General features: G+C 68.3%; 14 protein-coding genes. 7 read left to right on the top strand and 7 right to left on the bottom strand.

Annotated elements, in window-relative coordinates:
- Positions 1-6: 6 nt before the first annotated feature.
- Positions 7-1,929: a translational GTPase TypA gene (typA, locus tag DEJ25_RS10675; RefSeq protein WP_110903279.1), complete on the bottom strand. Its 1,923-nt coding sequence runs from the start codon at positions 1,927-1,929 to the stop codon at positions 7-9.
- A 193-nt stretch (positions 1,930-2,122) separates the two neighbouring features.
- Here typA and DEJ25_RS10670 point away from each other — a divergent pair, with 193 nt between their 5' ends.
- The 4 genes from DEJ25_RS10670 (at position 2,123) to DEJ25_RS10655 (ending at position 6,177) form a co-directional block, all read left to right on the top strand.
- On the top strand, positions 2,123-2,872 hold the full coding sequence (locus DEJ25_RS10670) for a CPBP family intramembrane glutamic endopeptidase (protein WP_111044654.1): 750 nt from the start codon (positions 2,123-2,125) through the stop codon (positions 2,870-2,872).
- 109 nt (positions 2,873-2,981) lie between these two features.
- Positions 2,982-4,832 carry an alpha/beta hydrolase gene (locus DEJ25_RS10665; RefSeq protein ID WP_181427415.1) on the top strand — a complete coding sequence of 617 codons (1,851 nt, stop codon included), beginning with the start codon at positions 2,982-2,984 and terminating at the stop codon, positions 4,830-4,832.
- An 86-nt stretch (positions 4,833-4,918) separates the two neighbouring features.
- On the top strand, positions 4,919-5,506 hold the full coding sequence (locus DEJ25_RS10660) for a hypothetical protein (protein WP_111044652.1): 588 nt from the start codon (positions 4,919-4,921) through the stop codon (positions 5,504-5,506).
- Positions 5,507-5,589: 83 nt separating this feature from the next.
- Positions 5,590-6,177: a hypothetical protein gene (locus DEJ25_RS10655; RefSeq protein ID WP_111044651.1), complete on the top strand. Its 588-nt coding sequence runs from the start codon at positions 5,590-5,592 to the stop codon at positions 6,175-6,177.
- A gap of 735 nt (positions 6,178-6,912) precedes the next feature.
- Here DEJ25_RS10655 and DEJ25_RS10650 read toward each other — a convergent pair.
- The 3 genes from DEJ25_RS10650 to DEJ25_RS10640 are packed head-to-tail and all read right to left on the bottom strand — an operon-like array spanning position 6,913 to position 11,183.
- Complete coding sequence (locus tag DEJ25_RS10650; protein WP_111044650.1) at positions 6,913-9,159, bottom strand: ABC transporter ATP-binding protein; 2,247 nt, start codon at positions 9,157-9,159, stop codon at positions 6,913-6,915.
- 28 nt (positions 9,160-9,187) lie between these two features.
- Positions 9,188-10,198 (bottom strand): ABC transporter permease, encoded by a 1,011-nt coding sequence (locus DEJ25_RS10645; RefSeq protein WP_110903287.1) that lies wholly within the window; start codon positions 10,196-10,198, stop codon positions 9,188-9,190.
- Between the two features lies 1 nt (position 10,199).
- Positions 10,200-11,183, bottom strand: a complete 984-nt coding sequence (locus DEJ25_RS10640) for an ABC transporter permease (RefSeq protein WP_110903390.1) — start codon at positions 11,181-11,183, stop codon at positions 10,200-10,202.
- 144 nt (positions 11,184-11,327) lie between these two features.
- On the opposite strand from DEJ25_RS10640, the gene DEJ25_RS10635 reads away from it, so the two are divergent.
- The 3 genes from DEJ25_RS10635 to DEJ25_RS10625 all read left to right on the top strand — a co-directional run bounded on the left by DEJ25_RS10635 (position 11,328) and on the right by DEJ25_RS10625 (position 14,374).
- Positions 11,328-13,010, top strand: coding sequence for an ABC transporter family substrate-binding protein (locus DEJ25_RS10635; RefSeq protein ID WP_111044649.1), 1,683 nt, complete (start codon positions 11,328-11,330; stop codon positions 13,008-13,010).
- Between the two features lie 141 nt (positions 13,011-13,151).
- A complete protein-coding gene (locus DEJ25_RS10630) occupies positions 13,152-13,631 on the top strand; it encodes a peroxiredoxin (protein ID WP_110903289.1) in 480 nt (159 codons plus the stop codon).
- A 179-nt stretch (positions 13,632-13,810) separates the two neighbouring features.
- Positions 13,811-14,374 (top strand): PH domain-containing protein, encoded by a 564-nt coding sequence (locus tag DEJ25_RS10625; RefSeq protein ID WP_110903290.1) that lies wholly within the window; start codon positions 13,811-13,813, stop codon positions 14,372-14,374.
- 140 nt (positions 14,375-14,514) lie between these two features.
- On the opposite strand, the gene DEJ25_RS10620 is transcribed toward DEJ25_RS10625, so the two are convergent.
- Genes DEJ25_RS10620 through DEJ25_RS10610 form a run of 3 tightly spaced genes read right to left on the bottom strand, consistent with a single transcriptional unit; the run spans position 14,515 to position 18,123 of the window.
- Entirely contained in the window at positions 14,515-16,257 is a 1,743-nt protein-coding gene (locus DEJ25_RS10620) for an ABC transporter ATP-binding protein (protein WP_110903291.1), read from the bottom strand.
- Positions 16,254-17,204, bottom strand: a complete 951-nt coding sequence (locus DEJ25_RS10615; RefSeq protein ID WP_110903292.1) for an ABC transporter permease — start codon at positions 17,202-17,204, stop codon at positions 16,254-16,256. The genes DEJ25_RS10620 and DEJ25_RS10615 overlap by 4 nt, the downstream gene beginning before the upstream one ends.
- Complete coding sequence (locus DEJ25_RS10610; RefSeq protein ID WP_110903293.1) at positions 17,194-18,123, bottom strand: ABC transporter permease; 930 nt, start codon at positions 18,121-18,123, stop codon at positions 17,194-17,196. Before DEJ25_RS10610 ends, DEJ25_RS10615 begins: the two co-directional genes overlap by 11 nt.
- Positions 18,124-18,157 lie beyond the last annotated feature (34 nt).

Here is an 18,157-nt window from a genome sequence, read left to right as displayed (position 1 = left end):
TTCTGCTTACGCGTCCTGGCGCTTGAGGCGCGCGTAGGACCGCTGGCGAGCCGAAGCGTCCAGCTCGACCTTGCGGATGCGGACCGCGTCCGGGGTGACCTCGACGCACTCGTCCTCGCGGGCGAACTCGAGGCACTCCTCGAGCGACAGCTGCCGGGACGGCGTCATCGACTCGAAGGTGTCGGCGTTGGCCGACCGCATGTTGGTGAGCTTCTTCTCCTTGGTGATGTTCACGTCCATGTCGTCGGCGCGCGAGTTCTCACCGATGACCATGCCCTCGTAGACCTCTTCGGTCGGGTTGACGAAGAACGACATCCGTTCCTGGAGGTTCGTGATGGCGAACGGGGTGACCACACCGGAGCGGTCGGAGACGATCGAGCCGTTGATGCGGGTCTGGATCGCGCCGGCCCACTCGTCGTAGCCGTGGAAGATCGCGTTGGCGATGCCGGTGCCGCGGGTCTCCGTGAGGAAGGACGTGCGGAAGCCGATGAGGCCACGCGACGGCACGATGAACTCCATGCGGATCCAGCCGGTGCCGTGGTTCACCATGTTCTCCATGCGTCCCTTGCGGGCTGCCATGAGCTGGGTGATGGCGCCGAGGTGCTCCTCCGGCGTGTCGATCGTCATGTGCTCGTACGGCTCCTGCAGCTTGCCGTTCTCGTCACGCCTGGTGACGACCTGCGGCTTGCCGACGGTGAGCTCGAAGCCCTCACGACGCATCTGCTCGACCAGGATGGCGAGCGCGAGCTCACCACGGCCCTGGACTTCCCAGGCGTCCGGGCGGCCGATGTCGACGACCTTGAGCGAGACGTTGCCGACGAGTTCGCGGTCCAGGCGCTCCTTGACCATGCGGGCCGTGAGCTTGTGGCCCCTGACCTTGCCGACGAGCGGCGAGGTGTTGGTGCCGATCGTCATCGAGATCGCCGGGGCGTCGACCGTGATGGTCGGCAACGGACGGACGTCCTCGGGGTCGGACAGGGTCTCACCGATGGTGATCGTGTCGAACCCGGCGACGGCGACGATGTCACCGGGGCCTGCGGACTCGGCCGGGAACCGGCTGAGCGCCTTGGTGATGAGGAGCTCGGTGATGCGGGCGTTGACGACGGTGCCGTCGTGCTTGACCCACGCGACCGTCTGGCCCTTCTTCATCTCGCCGTGGAAGATGCGCAGGAGCGCGAGGCGACCGAGGAACGGCGACGCGTCGAGGTTCGTGACGTGCGCCTGCAGCGGGTGCTCGTCGTCGTACGTCGGGGCCGGGACGTGCTGGAGGATCGCTTCGAAGAGCGGCTCGAGGTCGTCGTTGTCGGGCAGCGTGCCGTCTTCGGGCTTGTTGCGCGACGCGGCACCGTTGCGGCCGGAGGCGTAGACCACCGGCACGTCGAGGATCGCGTCGAGGTCGAGGTCGTCGACCTCGTCCGACATGTCGGAGGCGAGACCGAGGAGCAGGTCCTGGCTCTCCGAGACGACCTCGTCGATGCGCGAGTCCGGGCGGTCCGTCTTGTTGACGAGCAGGATCACCGGGAGCTTGGCGGCGAGCGCCTTGCGGAGGACGAAGCGCGTCTGGGGCAGCGGGCCCTCGGACGCGTCGACCAGCAGGACGACACCGTCGACCATGGAGAGGCCGCGCTCGACCTCACCACCGAAGTCGGCGTGGCCCGGGGTGTCGATCACGTTGATCGTGATGCGGCCGCCCGGGTTGAACTCCTCGGCGTGCTTCCCGTTGTAGAGCACCGAGGTGTTCTTCGCGAGGATGGTGATGCCCTTCTCGCGCTCGAGGTCGTTCGAGTCCATCATGCGGTCTTCGCCCTCGAAGTGGGCGTCGAACGAGTTGGTCTGCGTCAGCATCGCGTCGACGAGGGTGGTCTTGCCGTGGTCGACGTGTGCCACGATGGCGACGTTGCGCAGGTCGGACCGAGTGGCGAGCGCCATACAGGACATCCTTTTGTGTTCGGAAGATGATCGGGCGAGTGCCCGGGGTTCGGGCCGGTCCCGAAGGGTTCTCAGGCTCGTCCCGAAGGGATTCGGGACCGGCCCGAGGGTGCGGGACGGTGCCCGACGGATTTCGGGACCATGCCCGACTCGCCAGTCTACCGGTAGTTGGCAAGCAGAGGGAGTACAGCGTATGAGCCGTCGGCGAACGTGGACCGAGATCACCGTCGTCCTCATGCTCTCACTGGGCGCCAGCGCGCTCTACTCGGTGCTGCAGATCATCGACGACCTGTCGCAGACGACGCCGCTGGGACAGCAGTCCACGGCGCTCAACACCTCGACGACGACCGTGCAGTACGTGGACCTCGCGCGTCAGCTCCTGGGGATCGCGGTCGACCTGGCGCCCGTGGCACTGGTCTGCATGCTGCTGTGGAGCAGCTCGCGTCCGCACCTCGGCCGGCTCGGCATCGACCGCTTCCGGGTCCGCCCTGACCTCGGCGGTGCGGCCCTGATCGCGCTCTGCATCGGCGTCCCGGGCCTCGCGCTGTACTTCACGGGCCGCGCCCTCGGGATCACCGTCGCCGTCGACCCGGCCGCCCTCGGGTCGTACTGGTGGACGATCCCGGTGCTCCTGCTGTCGGCCGTCCGATCGGGCCTGCAGGAAGAGGTGATCGTCGTCGGCTACCTGTACGCACGCCTCGGCGATCTCGAGTGGGGGCGGTGGCAGGTCATCCTGTCCACCGCGGTCCTCCGCGGGAGCTACCACCTGTACCAGGGCTTCGGCGCGTTCATCGGCAACGCGGTGATGGGCATCGTCTTCGGCTGGATCTACACGAGGTGGGGACGACTGCTCCCCCTCGTGATCACGCACGTGCTCCTCGACGCCACCGTGTTCGTCGGCTACCCGTTCGTCGTGCGGGCCTTCCCCGGGCTCTTCTCGTGATGCACAGCCAGGACGCTGTGGCCGGTCCTCCACAGGAACACGGAGAGCTTCGCCACTGATCTCCTGAAATGCTACGTTCCACACATTGCACCGAGCGATGTGGGGAACGATGGGGATCGAGTTCGACGACGTGGCCGCGTCACGGCTGCTCGCCTGCCTGACGGACGCGGCGCTGGGCCTCCGGGCGAGCGGTGCCGGCCGACGTGCCAGCGCCGAGACGGCGCTGCGCGACTTCCAGGGTGCGTACGCGCGCCTGTTCGAGGCGGCCCGGACGATCGAGTCGGAGGACCGGGTCCGGTTGACGAGGGCGCTCGAGGACCTCGCCGTCCAGCTGCACGTCGTCAACCGTCAGGCGGACGAGGAGCGCCGGCGACAGGAGGCTCGTGCCGCGTGGCAGGAGCGCGAACGGGAACGGGACCGGGCCCTCCTCACCGTCGGAGCCCCGCTGCGGCCGACACTGGACTGGTCCAGCTGTCTCTGGGACCCGGAGCCGGCGGACACCCCGGTCCGTCCGACACCGCTGACGGCGTCGTTCCGTGCGCGGACCCGGCCGCGGAGCAGCGGCGGCGGGAGTGGCGCGGGTGGTCCGAGCGGTACGGGCGGCCGGAGCGGTGCCGACCCGCGGCGCATCCGCGAGTTCAGCGACTCGGCTCATGTGCAGGACGCGGCCACCGAACAGGACCTGACACGGGTCCGGAACGCGTGGGCGGGCTTCATCAGTCGGTGCAGTTGGGTCCCGGTCGACGAGGCCACCCTGGTCGTCGGGTTCGGGGACTACCTGGCCGAGAACGCCGAGGACGCAGCATGGGCGGCACGCATCGCAGACGCGTTCGCCGCCGCGGGTGGTCGCGTGTCCCTGGCGAACGGGACCCTCGACGTCGCCGGCACGTCGACCATGCCCGCGGCACTCCGACGAGCACTGGACCCGTCGGCGACGCCGGCCGAGGTCGCAGCGGCCTGGCGGGGACTCGGGCTGTCGGAACACGACCTCCGCGCGCTCCCCCTGGCGACGAAGCTGCAGATCGCGAACCTCGACGGTGTCCCGGCTGCGGCGCGGGACATCGCCTCGCGCGCGGTCCTGACCGCCGCGCTGGCGAACCCGGAGCGGGTGTACCGGATGCTCGGGCTGCCGTACGCCTACGGGGCGGTGGGGATGGACGAGTTCCGTCGACAGGTGGCGGCGTTGTGGAAGGGGGTACGGCGGGCGGATCGACTGGCGCAGGGACTCGACGCACCGTCCGCGGCCGTGGCGCAACTCGTCGGGTTCGGAGCGTCGGACGGGGCACTCGTCGCTGCGGTGTCACTCGGGGACCTCGACACGGCGTCGAACGTCACGGTGAACGTACCGGGCGCAACGACCACGCTCGACAGCGCGGATGAGAAGGTCCGCGCCGCCAACGGCGTGGTACGCCGAGCGATGCGACTCACCCCCTCGTCGACCTTCGCCTTCGTCTCCTGGTTCGGTTACCGGGCACCGGCGGCCATCGAGGTGCCTTCCCAGCAGCGTGCGGTCGCGGGCGGGGCCGAGCTCACGTCCTTCCTCGATGGTGTCCGCGACAGCCGGAACGGCAACGGCCCTCGCCGTCTGACGGTGCTCGGACACTCCTACGGGTCTGCGGTCGCTGTCGAAGCGACCGCGCAGACGCGGTACCGGATCGATGCCGTCGTCACGTACGGGTCCGTGGGGCTCACCGACGACACGAAGCCCGAGCACCTCAACGTCGGCGAGGTCTTCGCCACGGAGGGTGAGCAGGACCACACGGCCCGCCTCGGGAGGATCGGTCGGACCGACCCGCGTGCACTGCCCAGCGTGCACGTCTTCTCGGCGGAGGCAGGGCCGGAAACGAACGCGGTCACTGGTCACGACATGTACCCGCCGCGGGGCGTGGGGTACCTGTCACCGGGAGCCACATCACAGCGGCACATCGCCGAGATCATCGCAACGGGGAGGCCGGAATGAAGACGTCGACCAGGACAGTCGGCACGATCGGTGCCGTCCTCCTGACAGTCGGGCTGACTGTCGGGTGCACGTCCGGAGAGGGGACCGTGGACGAAGACGCAGGAGCACGCACGCAGCAGGAGGTCGCCACGCTCTCCTTGCGTGAGGAGTTCGACCGCTACCGCGAGCAGTACCGGAAGATGCAGGAGGTGCTCGCCGATGCGCAGCGACAGCTGTACGAGGGAGCGTGGCGATGGAACGGCGGGGACGACATCCCGCAGATCGGCGGCGACGGGGCGCGCCCGCTGGCCGGCGCGGACACGCACAACACCTACGCCCTGACCTCGAGTCGCTCGTACGACCCTGAAGGCGCCGAGGGGGCCAGGTCTGACCTCGACCCCATGATCGACTACTTCACCGCGAACAGTTGGAGCTTCCACGTCGAACGGGTCGGTCGTACCTACTACCTCGACGGCTTCACCGATGACGGCTGGCGTATCGAGTACCTCGTTCAACAGAGCGGTCATTACTCGCTCACGGTCTACAGCGACCTGTTCTGGACGAACGACGCTGACGCCCTGTCCGAAGCTGTGGGCGGCCGCGCCGGAGGACGTCACCCCGCCTACTCCAGACCCGGCGAGTACCCCGATCCGCCGACATGGGACTCCCCGATCATCAGCCCTCCGAAGATCTGACGATGCGAGACCGGATTCGACTCGGGGTGATCGCCTCCACCGTTCTCGGGCTACTGGGCGGTTGCGCGTCGGGCGGAACAGAGATGCCGAAGGACGCCGCCGGACTCACCCAGGAACAGGTCCGAGAGCTGACACTCCACCAGGAGTACGACCGCTACCGCGACCACTACGAACACATGCAACGGCTGCTCGAGGGAGCGCAGCTCGCCGTCCACGATGGCGAATGGGAATGGGTCGCCGGCGACGGAATCCCTGGGATCGGAGGCGACGGGGTCGCTCCCCTGCCCGGAGCAGACACCAAGAACAGCTACTTCCTCACTTCTGGCCGCATCTGGATGCCACCTGGCGCCACCGGTGCGCAGCGCGACCTCGACCCCATGATCGAGTACTTCGAACACCAGGGGTGGGCGATCGACCAACGCGCGATCTCCGACAGCTACGAAGTCTGGGCCAACACAGGCGACGGATGGCAGATCAACTACAGCCTCCGCACCAACGGGCGGTACTCCCTCGACGTCTACAGCGAACTGTTCTGGACCAACGACGCGCTCGACCTGTCGACGGCTGTGTACGGCAGGTCTGCGCTGCAGTGGCCGGACGACTCCGTCCCGGGCGAACACCCCGTCCCGCCATCATGGGAGTCGCCCATCATCAACCAGCCCGAGATCTGACGATGCGCCACCGATCGGGGCTCGTAGCCGTCGCTCTGACCGTGCTCGGGTTGGCCGGTTGCGCGGCGAGGGGGCCAGAAATGCCGAAGGACGCCGCCGGACTCACCCAGGAACAGGTCCACGCGATGACACTCCATGAGGAGTTCGATCGGTACCGCGACCGCTACGACCACATGCAGCGATTGCTCGAGGGAGCGCAGCTCGCTGTCCACGGCGGCGAGTGGCACTGGAACGGCGGAGACGACATCCCCCAGATCGGCGGCGACGGCATGGCACCGTTGCCCGGTGCGGACACGCACAACACCTACGCACTGACCTCGAGTCGCTCGTACGACCCCGAAGGCGCAGAGGGAGCCAAGTCAGATCTCAACCCGATGCTCGACTACTTCACCGCGAACGACTGGAGCTCCCACGTCGAACGGGTCGGGCCTACCTACTACCTCGACGGTTTCACCAACGACGGCTGGCATGTCGAGTACCTCGTCCAACGGAGTGGTCATTACTCGCTGACGGTCTACAGCCACCTGTTCTGGACCAACGACGACGATGCCCTCTCGGAAGCAGTCGGGAGCCGTGCCGCCGGACTGCACCCCCGGGAGTTCGAGGCCCGGCGAGTACCCCGATCCGCCGACGTGGGACTCCCCCGTCATCAGCCCTCCGAAGATCTGAGCCGCACCACGAGACGGACGGGAGGCGGTTCGCACGTCGTGCGCACCGCCTCCCGTCATCCCACGGCTAAGCCGCGATCGACGGGACCTTCTCCGGGTAGTGGCACGCCGCGCGGTGGTCGACGTCCTCGCCGCGGCGGGGCGCCTTCTCGGGCGACTCCTGCTCGCAACGGCGGCGCTCCTCCTCCGGGAGGATCGCGTAGAGCGGGCAGCGTGACCGGAACCGGCAGCCGGTCGGTCGCTCGGTCGGGCTGGGTGGGTCACCCGGCAGCAGGATCGTCGTGCGGGACCGCTCGATGACGGGGTCCGGCACCGGCACGGCGGACATGAGTGCTGCCGTGTAGGGGTGCATCGGGCGTTCGAAGACCTCGTCGACGGCACCCTCCTCGACCGTGCGGCCGAGGTACATCACGCTGACCCGGTCGGCGACGTGCCGGATGACGGAGAGGTCGTGCGAGACGAACAGGTACGAGAGCCCAAGGCGTGCCTTGAGTTCGGCGAGCAGGTTGAGCACGCCAGCCTGGATCGACACGTCGAGGGCGGAGACCGGCTCGTCGAGGACGACGAGGTCCGGCTCCACCGCGAGCGCACGTGCGATGGAGATGCGCTGCCGCTGCCCGCCGGAGAACTCGTGCGGGTAACGGTCTGCCTCGGCGGCCTGCAGCCCGACCAGGCCGAGCAGTTCGGGCACCCGTTCGTCGATGCGGGACGCCGGCGCACCGATCGCTCGGAGCGGTTCCGCGACGACGTCGAACACCGACATGCGCGGGTCGAGGCTGGCGGACGGGTCCTGGAACACCATCGAGATGCGCTGACGCAGTGCCCGTGTGCCGGCTGCACCGCGGGCGGTGGCGTCGGCGAGTGATTCGCCGAACAGTTCGACGGTTCCCGCTTCGGGACGCTCGAGGTCCATCAGCTGGTGCAGGGTCGTCGACTTGCCGGAGCCGGACTCGCCGACGAGGCCGAGGGTCTCACCGCGGCGGATGTCGAGGTCCACTCCGTCGACGGCGTAGACGTCGCCGACCTTCCGACGGAACACGGCGCCCTTGACGAGCGGGAACGTCTTGGTGAGCCCTTCGACGTGCACGACGGGCTCACGGTCGGTGCGCGACGCCTCGACCGCGGCGGCGTGCTCGGGGACGACGGGCAGGGCGAAGATCCGGCCGGCATCCGCGTGGGCGGCGGCGACCTCGGCGGTGCGGTGGCATGCGGCGGTGTGACCGGAAGCGTGCAGTGGACGGGACGCGCTGGCAGCCGAGGGCGTGGCGGTGCTCGCGGTGGTCTCGTCCGCATCCGCCCGGGTACCGACGGCGGCGGCGTCGACGGCTGCGATGCCGATGCCCACCGGCGGAGCGAGGGCCGGCTCGGTCGACCGGCAGACCTCGCTGACCAGGGGGCAACGAGCCGCGAAGGGGCAGGCGTCCGGCAGGTCGATGAGCGAGGGCGGCGACCCGGGGATCGGCACGAGCGGCGACCGGTCGGTGGCGTCGAGCCGCGGGAGCGCCCCGATGAGTCCGATCGTGTACGGCATGCGCGGACGGGCGAACAGCTCTTCGGCGGTCGCTGTCTCGACGATCCGGCCGGCGTACATCACGGCGATCCGGTCGGCGATGCCCGCGATGACCCCGAGGTCGTGGCTGACGAACACCAGCGCCGCACCCGTCTCGCGCTGGGCGGTCCGGAGCACCTCGATGATCTGCGCCTGGATCGTGACGTCGAGCGCCGTGGTGGGCTCGTCCGCCAGGATCACGTCGGGGTCGTTCGCCATCGCCATCGCGATCATCGCGCGCTGCCGCATGCCGCCGGAGAACTCGTGCGGGAAGGCGTCGACGCGGCGGGCGGGCTCGGGGATCCCGACGAGTTCGAGGAGCTCGATCGCACGGGCACGGGCCTCCGCCTTCGAGGCACCGCGGTGCAGGCGGACGGTCTCGGCGATCTGGTCACCGATCGTGTACACCGGTGTGAACGCGGACAGCGGGTCCTGGAAGACCATCGCGACCTTGTCGCCACGAAGCCGGCTCATCTGCTTGTCCGAGCGGCCGAGGAGTTCCTCGCCGTCGAGTTCGACGGAGCCGGTCACCTTCGTCGTCTCGGGCAGCAGTCCGAGGACGGCCATGCTCGTCACCGACTTGCCGGACCCGGACTCCCCGACGATGCCGAGGACCTCGCCGCGTCGGAGTTCCAGGTCGACCCCGCGGACCGCGTGCACGGTCCCCCGCGGCGTCGGGAAGCGGACGTGCAGGTCACGGACCCGCAGGATCGGCTCAGTGGTGGTCGTCGGCGTCGCGGCCGACCCGTTCGTGATGGTGCTCATGCTGCTTCCCCGATGGTCAGTGCGGCGGTCATACGCCGGAGCCGGCCTGCGTGTTCAACGCGGCCACGTCCACGGCCGCCTGGTTCTGGTCACGACGGCGGTTGCGCTTCTCGCGCTTGCCGGTCGTCGAGGTGGGGTCGAGGGCGTCGCGGAGACCGTCACCGATCAGGTTCGCCGCGATCGCGAAGACCACGAGCGCGCCGGCTGCGAAGTAGAACAGCCACGGGCTGGTCAGCGCGTTGGCCTGGTTCTGCGCGATCAGGGTGCCCAGCGAGACGTCGGGTGCCTGCACGCCGAAGCCGAAGTAGCTCAGCGTCGTCTCGCCGAGCACCGCGGTGGCGACCTGGATCGTGCCGTCGATGATGAGGAAGGACGCCACGTTCGGCAGGATGTGCCGGAAGATGATCCGGAACGGGCCGATCCCCATGTAGCGGGCGGCCCGGACGAACTCGCGTTCCTTGACGGACAGCGTCATCGCCCGCACCACACGGGCGGTGATCATCCAGCCGAACAGCGTGATGAGCACGACCAGGACCAGCCAGCCGGCGTTCTGGATGCGCGGGCTGATGATCGCGATGATGAGGAACGACGGCAGCACGAGCAGCATGTCGACGAAGAACATCACGATGCGGTCGACCCAGCCGCCGAAGTACCCGGCGGCCGCACCCGTGATCGCCGCGATCGCGGTCGAGAACACGGCGACGAGCAGGCCGATCAGCAGGCTCTTCTGCATGCCGCGTGCGGTCTGCGCGAACACGTCCTGCCCGATGCCGTTCGTACCGAACCAGTGCGCTGCGCTGGGCGGTCGCGTGAACGACGTGTAGTCGATCGCCGAGTACTGCCAGGGGCTGACCAGCGGGCCGATGAACGCGAAGGCGAACAGCACCACGACGACGATGACGCCGATGCCGGCACCGCGGTTCATGAAGAGGCGCCGCGTGGTCTGCAGGAACCGGTTGCCCTGCCGCTTCGGACGGGCCGGGGTGTCGCTCCGCGCGATGAGCGACGGGTCGACGGGTTCGATCCGGGTGTCGGTCATGTCATGCCCTCCTGACGCGCGGGTCGAGCGCGGCGGTCGCGACGTCGGCGAGGAACCCGGCGATGAGCACCACCACCGCGGCGAACAGCGTGTACGCCGTCACGACGTTGACGTCGTTGCCGTTCACCGCGTCGATGAACCACGAACCGAGCCCGTTCCACGCGAAGATCTTCTCGGTCAGGGTGGCCCCGGTCAGGATGCCGAGGAACCCGTAGGCGAAGAGCGTGGTCATCGGGATGAGTGCGGTGCGCAGGCCGTGCTTGAACGTGGCGCGGCCGCGCGTGAGCCCCTTCGCCCGAGCGGTCCGGAGGAAGTCCGAGCCCAGGACGTCGAGCATGGTCGCGCGCTGGTAGCGGCTGTAGATGGCGATGAGGCCCACCGCGATCGAGATCGTCGGCAGCAGCAGGTGCGCGCCGCGGTCGACGAGCAGGGTCAACGCCGATCCGTCGAGTCCGGGCGTGGCTTCGCCGGTGAAGTTGATGAGTTGGCTGCCGGCGTCCTGGTTGAGCTTGGTCGCACCGATCTTCAGGAACACGGCGGTCAGGAACACGGGTGTCGAGAACAGCACGATCGAGATCGCGGCACTCACCCGGTCCGAGATCTGGTACTGCCGGATCGCGTTCCACACGCCGACGAGCACGCCGAGCACGATGCCGGCGATCGACCCGACGAGCAGCAGTCGGAGGCTCACCCCGAGCCGCGGGAAGAACTGTTCGTTCACGGAGCGGTCCTGGATCGTCTGGCCGAGGTCACCGTGCACCACGCCTTCGAGCCAGTGCCCGTAGCGGATCACGACGGGGGTCTTGTCGTTGACGCCGATGTCGTCGAGCTTGGCGTCGATGACCTGCGCTGACGGCGCGGGGTTCCGCTGCGCGTAGACGGAGCGGGGGCTGAACGTCGCTGACGCGAGGAAGTAGGTCAGCGAGGTCGCGAGGAACACGAGCACGACGTAGTACACGAATCGACGCGCCAGGAAGCGGATCATGGAGGCCACCATAGAGCCTCGTTTGTTTCCGGTACATGTCGCGCCACGGCCGGGCTCGTAACGAAAGTACGTCGGATGCAGAAAAAGCGCTCTACCCCCGCTGGGGGGCCCTAGGCTCAACGACAACTTCCAGAGGGGAACGAAATGAAGCACAGGAAAGTCATCGTGGTGACGGCGGCCCTCGCCGGCATCGCACTCGCCGTGACCGGTTGCTCGGGCGGCTCGGGTGGATCCGGCGGGTCCGCCTCGGACGACTCGGGCAAGAAGACGCTGCCGACCTCGGCACAGATCAACGCGAAGCCCGTCTCGGACCTGGAAGACGGCGGCACACTGCGTCTGCCGATCTCGCAGTGGGTCTCGCAGTGGAACTACAACCAGGTCGACGGTCCACTCGTCGACGCGTCGACGATCGAACAGGCGACGATGCCGTTCATCTACACGATCGACGGCAAGGGTGCCCCGACGCTCAACACCGACTACGTCTCGAAGGCGGAGGTCACGAGCGACGACCCGCTCACGATCTCGTACACGATCAACGACGACGCCCAGTGGAGCGACGGCTCGGAGATCACCTGGCGTGACTTCGAGAACGAGTGGAAGACCACCAACGGCGAGGACAAGGCCTACCTCATCGCCGGCTCGACCGGCTACGAGGACATCTCCTCCGTCACCAAGGGCGCGACCGACAAGGACGTCGTGGTCGAGTTCGCCACCCCGTTCTCGGACTGGAAGTCCCTGTTCAGTCCGCTGTACCCGGCCAGCCAGACCAGCACGCCTGACCAGTTCAACAACGGGTACAAGGGCAAGGTCCCGGTCTCGTCCGGTCCGTACGAGATCACCGACCTGAACGAGACCGCCGGCACCGTCACCATGAAGCCGGACGACAACTGGTGGGGCGACAAGCCGAAGCTCGACCAGGTGATCTTCCGGTCGCTGGACGGCAACGCCGACGTCGACGCGTACCTCAACAAGGAGATCGACTCCGTCCTCACGACGACGTCGGAGCGCTTCGACCGGGTGAAGAAGGTGAAGAACTCGAAGATCCTCGCCTCGACATCCGCGCAGTACACCCACGTGGACTTCTCGTCGCACGGTCTGCTCAAGGACAAGCAGCTCCGGCTGGCGATCCAGCACGGTGTGAACCGTGACGCCCTGGCCCAGGTCATCGGCGGCACCCTGCCCTACAAGCTCGGCACGCTCGACAACCACCTGTTCCTGTCCACGGACAAGGGCTACAAGTCGAACATCAAGCCGAACGGCGACTTCGACGTCGAGAAGGCGAAGAAGCTGCTGGACGACGACGGCTGGAAGACCGACGGCACCTACCGCTCGAAGGGCGGCAAGCAGCTCGCGATCGCCGTCACGATCCCGTCCGGTGCCCCGACCTCGCAGCAGCTGGCGCAGGTCATGCAGCAGCAGCTGAAGGAGATCGGCGTCAAGCTCACCCTGAAGTCGGTCGCCACCGACGACTTCTTCGAGCAGTACGTCACCCCCGGCAACTACGACATGACGATCTTCGTCTGGGGCGGCACCGGCTTCCACTCCAGCGCGGCGACGATCTACACCTCGGGTGCCACCGGCCAGAACTACGGCCGCGTCAGCTCGGGTGCGATCGACAAGCTGACGAAGCAGGCGCTGTCCGAGCCGGACTCGGACAAGGCCAACGTCATCTGGAACAAGATCGACAAGCAGGTCTGGTCGATCGGACACTCGATGCCGATCACCGCGAAGCCCGCGCTGGTCGCCCAGAACCCGAAGCTCGCCAACTACGGCGCGTTCGCGGGTGCGCAGAACATCGACTGGACGAAGGTCGGCTTCACCAAGTAGCCACCGACTGACGGTCAGCGAGGGGCCGGACGCACTGCGTCCGGCCCCTTCGTCGTCCCGGTTCCGTCCGGTGTGCGCTCTCGCAGGACATGCACGGTGCAGTCCCCGTCGCATCGACTGCCCGGACCGTACTGTTGCCCCATGGCCATCCCCGACACGGGCACCGCGGCGCCGGGCTTCGCGCTCCCCGGAATGATCGTCCGCGATGGTGTCCGCAACGACGCGGAGTACTCGCTCGCGGCCGAGGTCGGCCGCCCGGTCGTCCTCGCCTTCTACCCCGGTGACGCCACCCCCGTCTGCACCGCCCAACTCTGCTCCTACCAGCAGGAACTCGACGACTTCCGCGACCTCGGTGCCGTGGTCTGGGGCATCAGCCCGCAGGGGCTCGACTCGCACGAGGGCTTCGCCCGGAACGCGTCGCTCTCCTTCCCACTGCTCTCCGACGTCGCCGGTGACGTCGTCCGCGCCTACGGCGTCCACGTGCCCGGCCTCGGCCTCCGCCGCTCCGTCTTCGTCATCGGTCCGGACGGCCTGGTGCGCTGGCGGCACGTGGGCCTGGTCGGCCTCCGCTTCCCGCGCGCCGAGGTCATCCGTGACCAGATCGAGCAACTCGTCGAATGAGGCGTTGACAGGCGGGACCGACGGGGTGACGATGATTGCCCTGCAGACCTCCGGGTTCGCCTCCCCGGGACATCGGGTCTCCTGCCGGTACGTGCTCGGCCTGTCTGGTCCGCTCGGTGGGTGGTCCCGGGGAGGCGCTCTCGTCGCCCGCCGATGCGGTCTCTCCTAGGCTTGCCCCCATGCCCGAACGGACAGCGCCCACCCGGATCGTCGCGACCAACATGCGCCGCTTCGCCGTCGCACTCTGGGTCGTCGCCGTCGCCCTCGTCGTCATCGGACTCGTCACGAACGGCCTCCGCGCCGCGTGGCTGGTGCCGGTGCCGTCCCTCTTCACCGCCTGGTTCGCCTGGGTCGTGCTCTGGCGTCCGCGCATCGAGCTGACCGAGGACGAGTTGGTCGTCGTCGACGTCCGCCGCACCACCCGCTTCGCCTGGCGCCGCGTGCAGGACGTCCGGTCGAAGTACGGGCTCGAGGTCGTCACCGACCAGGGTGAACAGCGGGTCTGGATCGCGCCGCGTCCGACGGCACGGCTCGCGATCGAACGGCCGGGAGGCCCGGTGCAACTCAGCGTCGCCGCTGCGGCGGACGAGATGCGTGCGCGGGTACCCGCCCCGGTCGCGTACGACGGCGCTCCCCCGGCGACGGTCACCGCGGCACCGATCGTGCACCGTGTGCACGGCTGGGCGATCGTCGCCCTCGTCGTCCTCGGGATCGCCGGCAGCCTGGCCGGCGCGCGCCTCTGACCTGACCGACACCGCCATCGACCACCGGGGCGTTCCCGGTGTGCGCGTCGTGAGGCGGGCCTCCCGTCCGACACCCGGAACGACGGAACGCGCCGTCCCGAGGCGGGGCGGCGCGTTCCTCGTGTTGCGGGCTCTGCGGGTCAGCGACCGAACTCGAAGCCGGCGCCGGGGATGGCGGCCAGCAGGTCCTTCGTGTACTGCTCACGCGGGTTGGCGAAGACCTCATCGGTCGTCGCCTTCTCGACGATCTGGCCCTTGCGCATCACGCACACGTTGTCCGCGACCAGACGGACGACCGCCAGGTCGTGGGTGATGAACAGGTAGGTCAGACCGAGCTCCGACTGCAGCTCGGTGAGCAGGTCGAGGATCTGACCCTGCACGAGCACGTCGAGGGCCGAGACCGCCTCGTCGAGGACGATGACCTCCGGCTTGAGCGCCAGCGCACGCGCGACGGCGATGCGCTGCCGCTGTCCACCGGACAGTTCGCTCGGGTACCGGTTGACCATCGACTTCGGCAGTGCCACCTGGTCGAGCAGCTCGAGGACCCGGGCACGGCGCGAGGCCTTGTCGCCGACCTTGTGCGTGCTGAGCGGCTCGGCGATCGTGTTGCCGACGTTGTACATCGGGTCCAGCGAGCCGTACGGGTCCTGGAACACGGGCTGGACGCGGCGACGGAAGTCGAACAGGTCCTTGCCCTTGAGCGCACCGATGTCGATGCCGTCGAACTGCACCGAACCGGACGTGATCGACTCGAGCTGCAGGACGAGCTTGGCGACGGTGGACTTGCCCGAACCGGACTCGCCGACGAGCGCCGTGGTGGTGCCCTTCGGGATCGCGAAGGAGACGCCGTCGACGGCCTTGAGTTCTCGGGTCGCCATGCCCTGACCACGCAGCTTGTAGACCTTCTGCAGGTCCTTGACGACGATGAGGTCCTCGGCGGGCCTGCTCTCGCGCTCGTGGGCGCGGGCCAGGAGTTCGTCGTCCTCGCTGCCGGTGTCGGCGATCGCGACGGACTGGTGCTGCACCTTCGACTGGATACGACGGCTCGCGAGCGACGGTGCCGCGGCGACGAGTCGCTGCGTGTACGGGTGCTGCGGGTTCGCCAGGATCTCCTTGGACGGACCGGCCTCGACGACCTGGCCCTTGTACATCACCACGAGCTTCTCGGCACGCTCGGCAGCCAGGCCGAGGTCGTGGGTGATGAACAGGACCGAGGTGCCGAAGTCGCGCGTCAGGCTCTCGAGGTGGTCGAGGATGACACGCTGCACGGTGACGTCGAGGGCCGAGGTCGGCTCGTCGGCGATGAGCAGCTTCGGGCGGCTGGACAGACCGATGCCGATGAGGACGCGCTGGCGCATACCGCCGGAGAACTCGTGCGGGTACTGCTTCAGACGGCTCTCGGCGTCACCGAGTCCGGCCTCCTGCAGGACCTCGACGGCCCGGGCACGGATCGCGGACTTGCCGGTCGCCATGCCGTTCGCCTTGATGGCCTCTTCGACCTGGAACCCGATCTTCCAGAGCGGGTTGAGGTTCGACATCGGGTCCTGGGGGACGTACCCGATCTCGGTTCCGCGGATCTCGGCCATCTGCTTCTCGTTCAGGCCGACGAGCTCGCGCCCGTTCAGCTTGATCGATCCGCCGGTGATCTGGCCGGTGCCGGGGAGGAGCTTGATGATCGCCTGCGCGCTGGTGGACTTGCCCGAACCGGACTCCCCCACGATCGCCAGGCGCTCGCCCTGCTCGAGCGTCATGTTGACGCCACGGACGGCCTGAACCAGACCGGACTGCGTCTTGAAGCCGACGTGCAGGTCGGTGATCTCCAGCAGCGGGGCGCCGGGTGTGCCGGACGCCTTGGCGTTCGGCTCGGTGAGTGTCTCGCTCATCGGCGGGCCCTCGCCTTCGGGTCGAGCGCGTCGCGGACCACGTCACCGAGGAGGAGGAACGCGAGCACGGTGATGGACAGGGCGGCGGACGGCCAGAAGATCGTCGACGGGCTGGTGCGGATCGACGACTGCGCGGCACCGATGTCGAGGCCCCAGCTGAGTGCCGACGGCGGGAGGCCGATGCCGAGGAACGACAGGGTGGCCTCCGCGACGATGAACGTGCCGAGGGACACCGTCGCGACGACGATGACCGGAGCGAGCGAGTTCGGGATCACGTGCCGCACGAGCGTGGTGAAGCGGCTGACACCGAGCGCCGCGGACGCGGTCACGTAGTCGGCCTGCTTCGCGCTGAGCACGGCACCGCGCATGATGCGCGCGATCTGCGGCCAGGCGAAGACGGCGAGCACGAGCGACACCGTCACGGCGTTCCGCGCCGGCACCACCGACATGATCACGATAGCGCCGAGGACGGTCGGGATCGAGAAGAAGACGTCGCCGATGCGGGAGACGATCGTGTCGAGCCAGCCGCCGTAGAACCCGGCGAGGGCACCGATGACCACGCCGACGATCGTGACGAGCACGGTCGCGAGCAGGCCGACGATGAGGGAGTTCTGGGCACCCCAGATGACGCGGGCGTACACGTCGTAGCCCTGCCGCGTGAAGCCGAGCAGGTGACCGGCACGCGGGCCCTCGTTGCTGTCGTCGAGGTTCGCGGCGCGCGGGTCCAGGTGCGTGAACAGCCCGGGCGCGATCGCGACGACGATGATCAGCAGGATGAGGACCGACGAGATCCAGAACGTGGGACGGCGGCGCATGGACTCCCATGCGTCGGTCCACAGCGAACGGGTCTTCTCGTCCTCGTTGACCTGGTCGACCGCCAGGAGCGGAGTCTCCTCGATCGGCGCGACGTAGTGCGTCGCCGAGCGGGGTTCGGTGTTACTTGGCATAGCGGATCCTCGGGTCCAGGACGGCGTAGAGCAGGTCGACCAGGAGGTTGGCGAGCATGAAGATGATGACCATCACGGCGACGAAGGAGACCACCGTGGGGCCTTCGCCGAGCTTGACGGCCTGGAACACCGTGCCACCCACACCGTGGATGTTGAAGATGCCCTCGGTCACGATCGCACCGACCATCAGGTTGCCGATGTCGACGCCCAGGTAGGTCACGACCGGGATCAGCGAGTTCCGGAAGATGTGCACCCCGACGACGCGACGACGGGACAGACCCTTCGCGGTCGCGGTCCGCACGAAGTCAGCGCTCATGTTCTCGGCGACGCTCGCACGGGTCAGACGCACGATGTAGGCGAACGACACCGACGCCAGCACGATCGCCGGCAGCACCAGCTCGGACCACGGCGCCTGGCCGGATACGGTCACGCGGAACAGGCCGAGGTTGATGCCGAGGACGTACTGCAGCAGGAATCCGACGACGAAGGTCGGGACCGAGATGAGCAGCAGCGAGACGACGAGGGCCGTCGCGTCGAACAGCTTGCCCTTGCGGAGACCGGCGACGACACCGACGACGATGCCGGCCACGGCCTCGAAGACGAGCGACAGGATCGCCAGGCGCGCGGTGATCGGGAACGCCGCTGCGAGCTGCTGGCTGACCGGCAGGCCCGAGAACGTCGTGCCGAGGTCACCGCGGAACAGGCCACCGACCCAGAGCAGGTACTGGACGAAGAACGGCTTGTCGAGGTTGTACTGCTGCCGGATCGCTTCGATCACCTGCGGCGACGGCTGGCGGTCGCCGAACAGTGCGGCGACCGGGTCCCCGGGCAGCGAGAACACCATGAAGTAGATGAGGAACGTGGCCCCGAAGAAGACGGGGATGAGCTGCAGGAGGCGCTTGCCGAGGTACCAGAGCATCAGATCCCTGCCTGGTTCGCAGCGCGCATGTCGT

It is taken from the genome of Curtobacterium sp. MCPF17_011 (assembly GCF_003234145.1).
In the GTDB taxonomy this organism is placed as follows: Bacteria; Actinomycetota; Actinomycetes; order Actinomycetales; family Microbacteriaceae; genus Curtobacterium.
Note: the sequence above shows the minus strand (reverse complement) of the source record. Positions and strands in the feature narration are given on the sequence as shown.

Excerpts from the sequence above, each read along its gene's own strand:
- typA (WP_110903279.1), bottom strand. The coding sequence starts at position 1,929 with ATGGCGCTCGCCACTCGGTCCGACCTGCGCAACGTCGCCATCGTGGCA.
- DEJ25_RS10670 (WP_111044654.1), top strand. The coding sequence starts at position 2,123 with ATGAGCCGTCGGCGAACGTGGACCGAGATCACCGTCGTCCTCATGCTC.
- DEJ25_RS10665 (WP_181427415.1), top strand. The coding sequence starts at position 2,982 with ATGGGGATCGAGTTCGACGACGTGGCCGCGTCACGGCTGCTCGCCTGC.
- DEJ25_RS10655 (WP_111044651.1), top strand. The coding sequence starts at position 5,590 with ATGCCGAAGGACGCCGCCGGACTCACCCAGGAACAGGTCCGAGAGCTG.
- DEJ25_RS10650 (WP_111044650.1), bottom strand. The coding sequence starts at position 9,159 with ATGAGCACCATCACGAACGGGTCGGCCGCGACGCCGACGACCACCACT.
- DEJ25_RS10645 (WP_110903287.1), bottom strand. The coding sequence starts at position 10,198 with ATGACCGACACCCGGATCGAACCCGTCGACCCGTCGCTCATCGCGCGG.
- DEJ25_RS10640 (WP_110903390.1), bottom strand. The coding sequence starts at position 11,183 with ATGATCCGCTTCCTGGCGCGTCGATTCGTGTACTACGTCGTGCTCGTG.
- DEJ25_RS10635 (WP_111044649.1), top strand. The coding sequence starts at position 11,328 with ATGAAGCACAGGAAAGTCATCGTGGTGACGGCGGCCCTCGCCGGCATC.
- DEJ25_RS10630 (WP_110903289.1), top strand. The coding sequence starts at position 13,152 with ATGGCCATCCCCGACACGGGCACCGCGGCGCCGGGCTTCGCGCTCCCC.
- DEJ25_RS10625 (WP_110903290.1), top strand. The coding sequence starts at position 13,811 with ATGCCCGAACGGACAGCGCCCACCCGGATCGTCGCGACCAACATGCGC.
- DEJ25_RS10620 (WP_110903291.1), bottom strand. The coding sequence starts at position 16,257 with ATGAGCGAGACACTCACCGAGCCGAACGCCAAGGCGTCCGGCACACCC.
- DEJ25_RS10615 (WP_110903292.1), bottom strand. The coding sequence starts at position 17,204 with ATGCCAAGTAACACCGAACCCCGCTCGGCGACGCACTACGTCGCGCCG.
- DEJ25_RS10610 (WP_110903293.1), bottom strand. The coding sequence starts at position 18,123 with ATGCTCTGGTACCTCGGCAAGCGCCTCCTGCAGCTCATCCCCGTCTTC.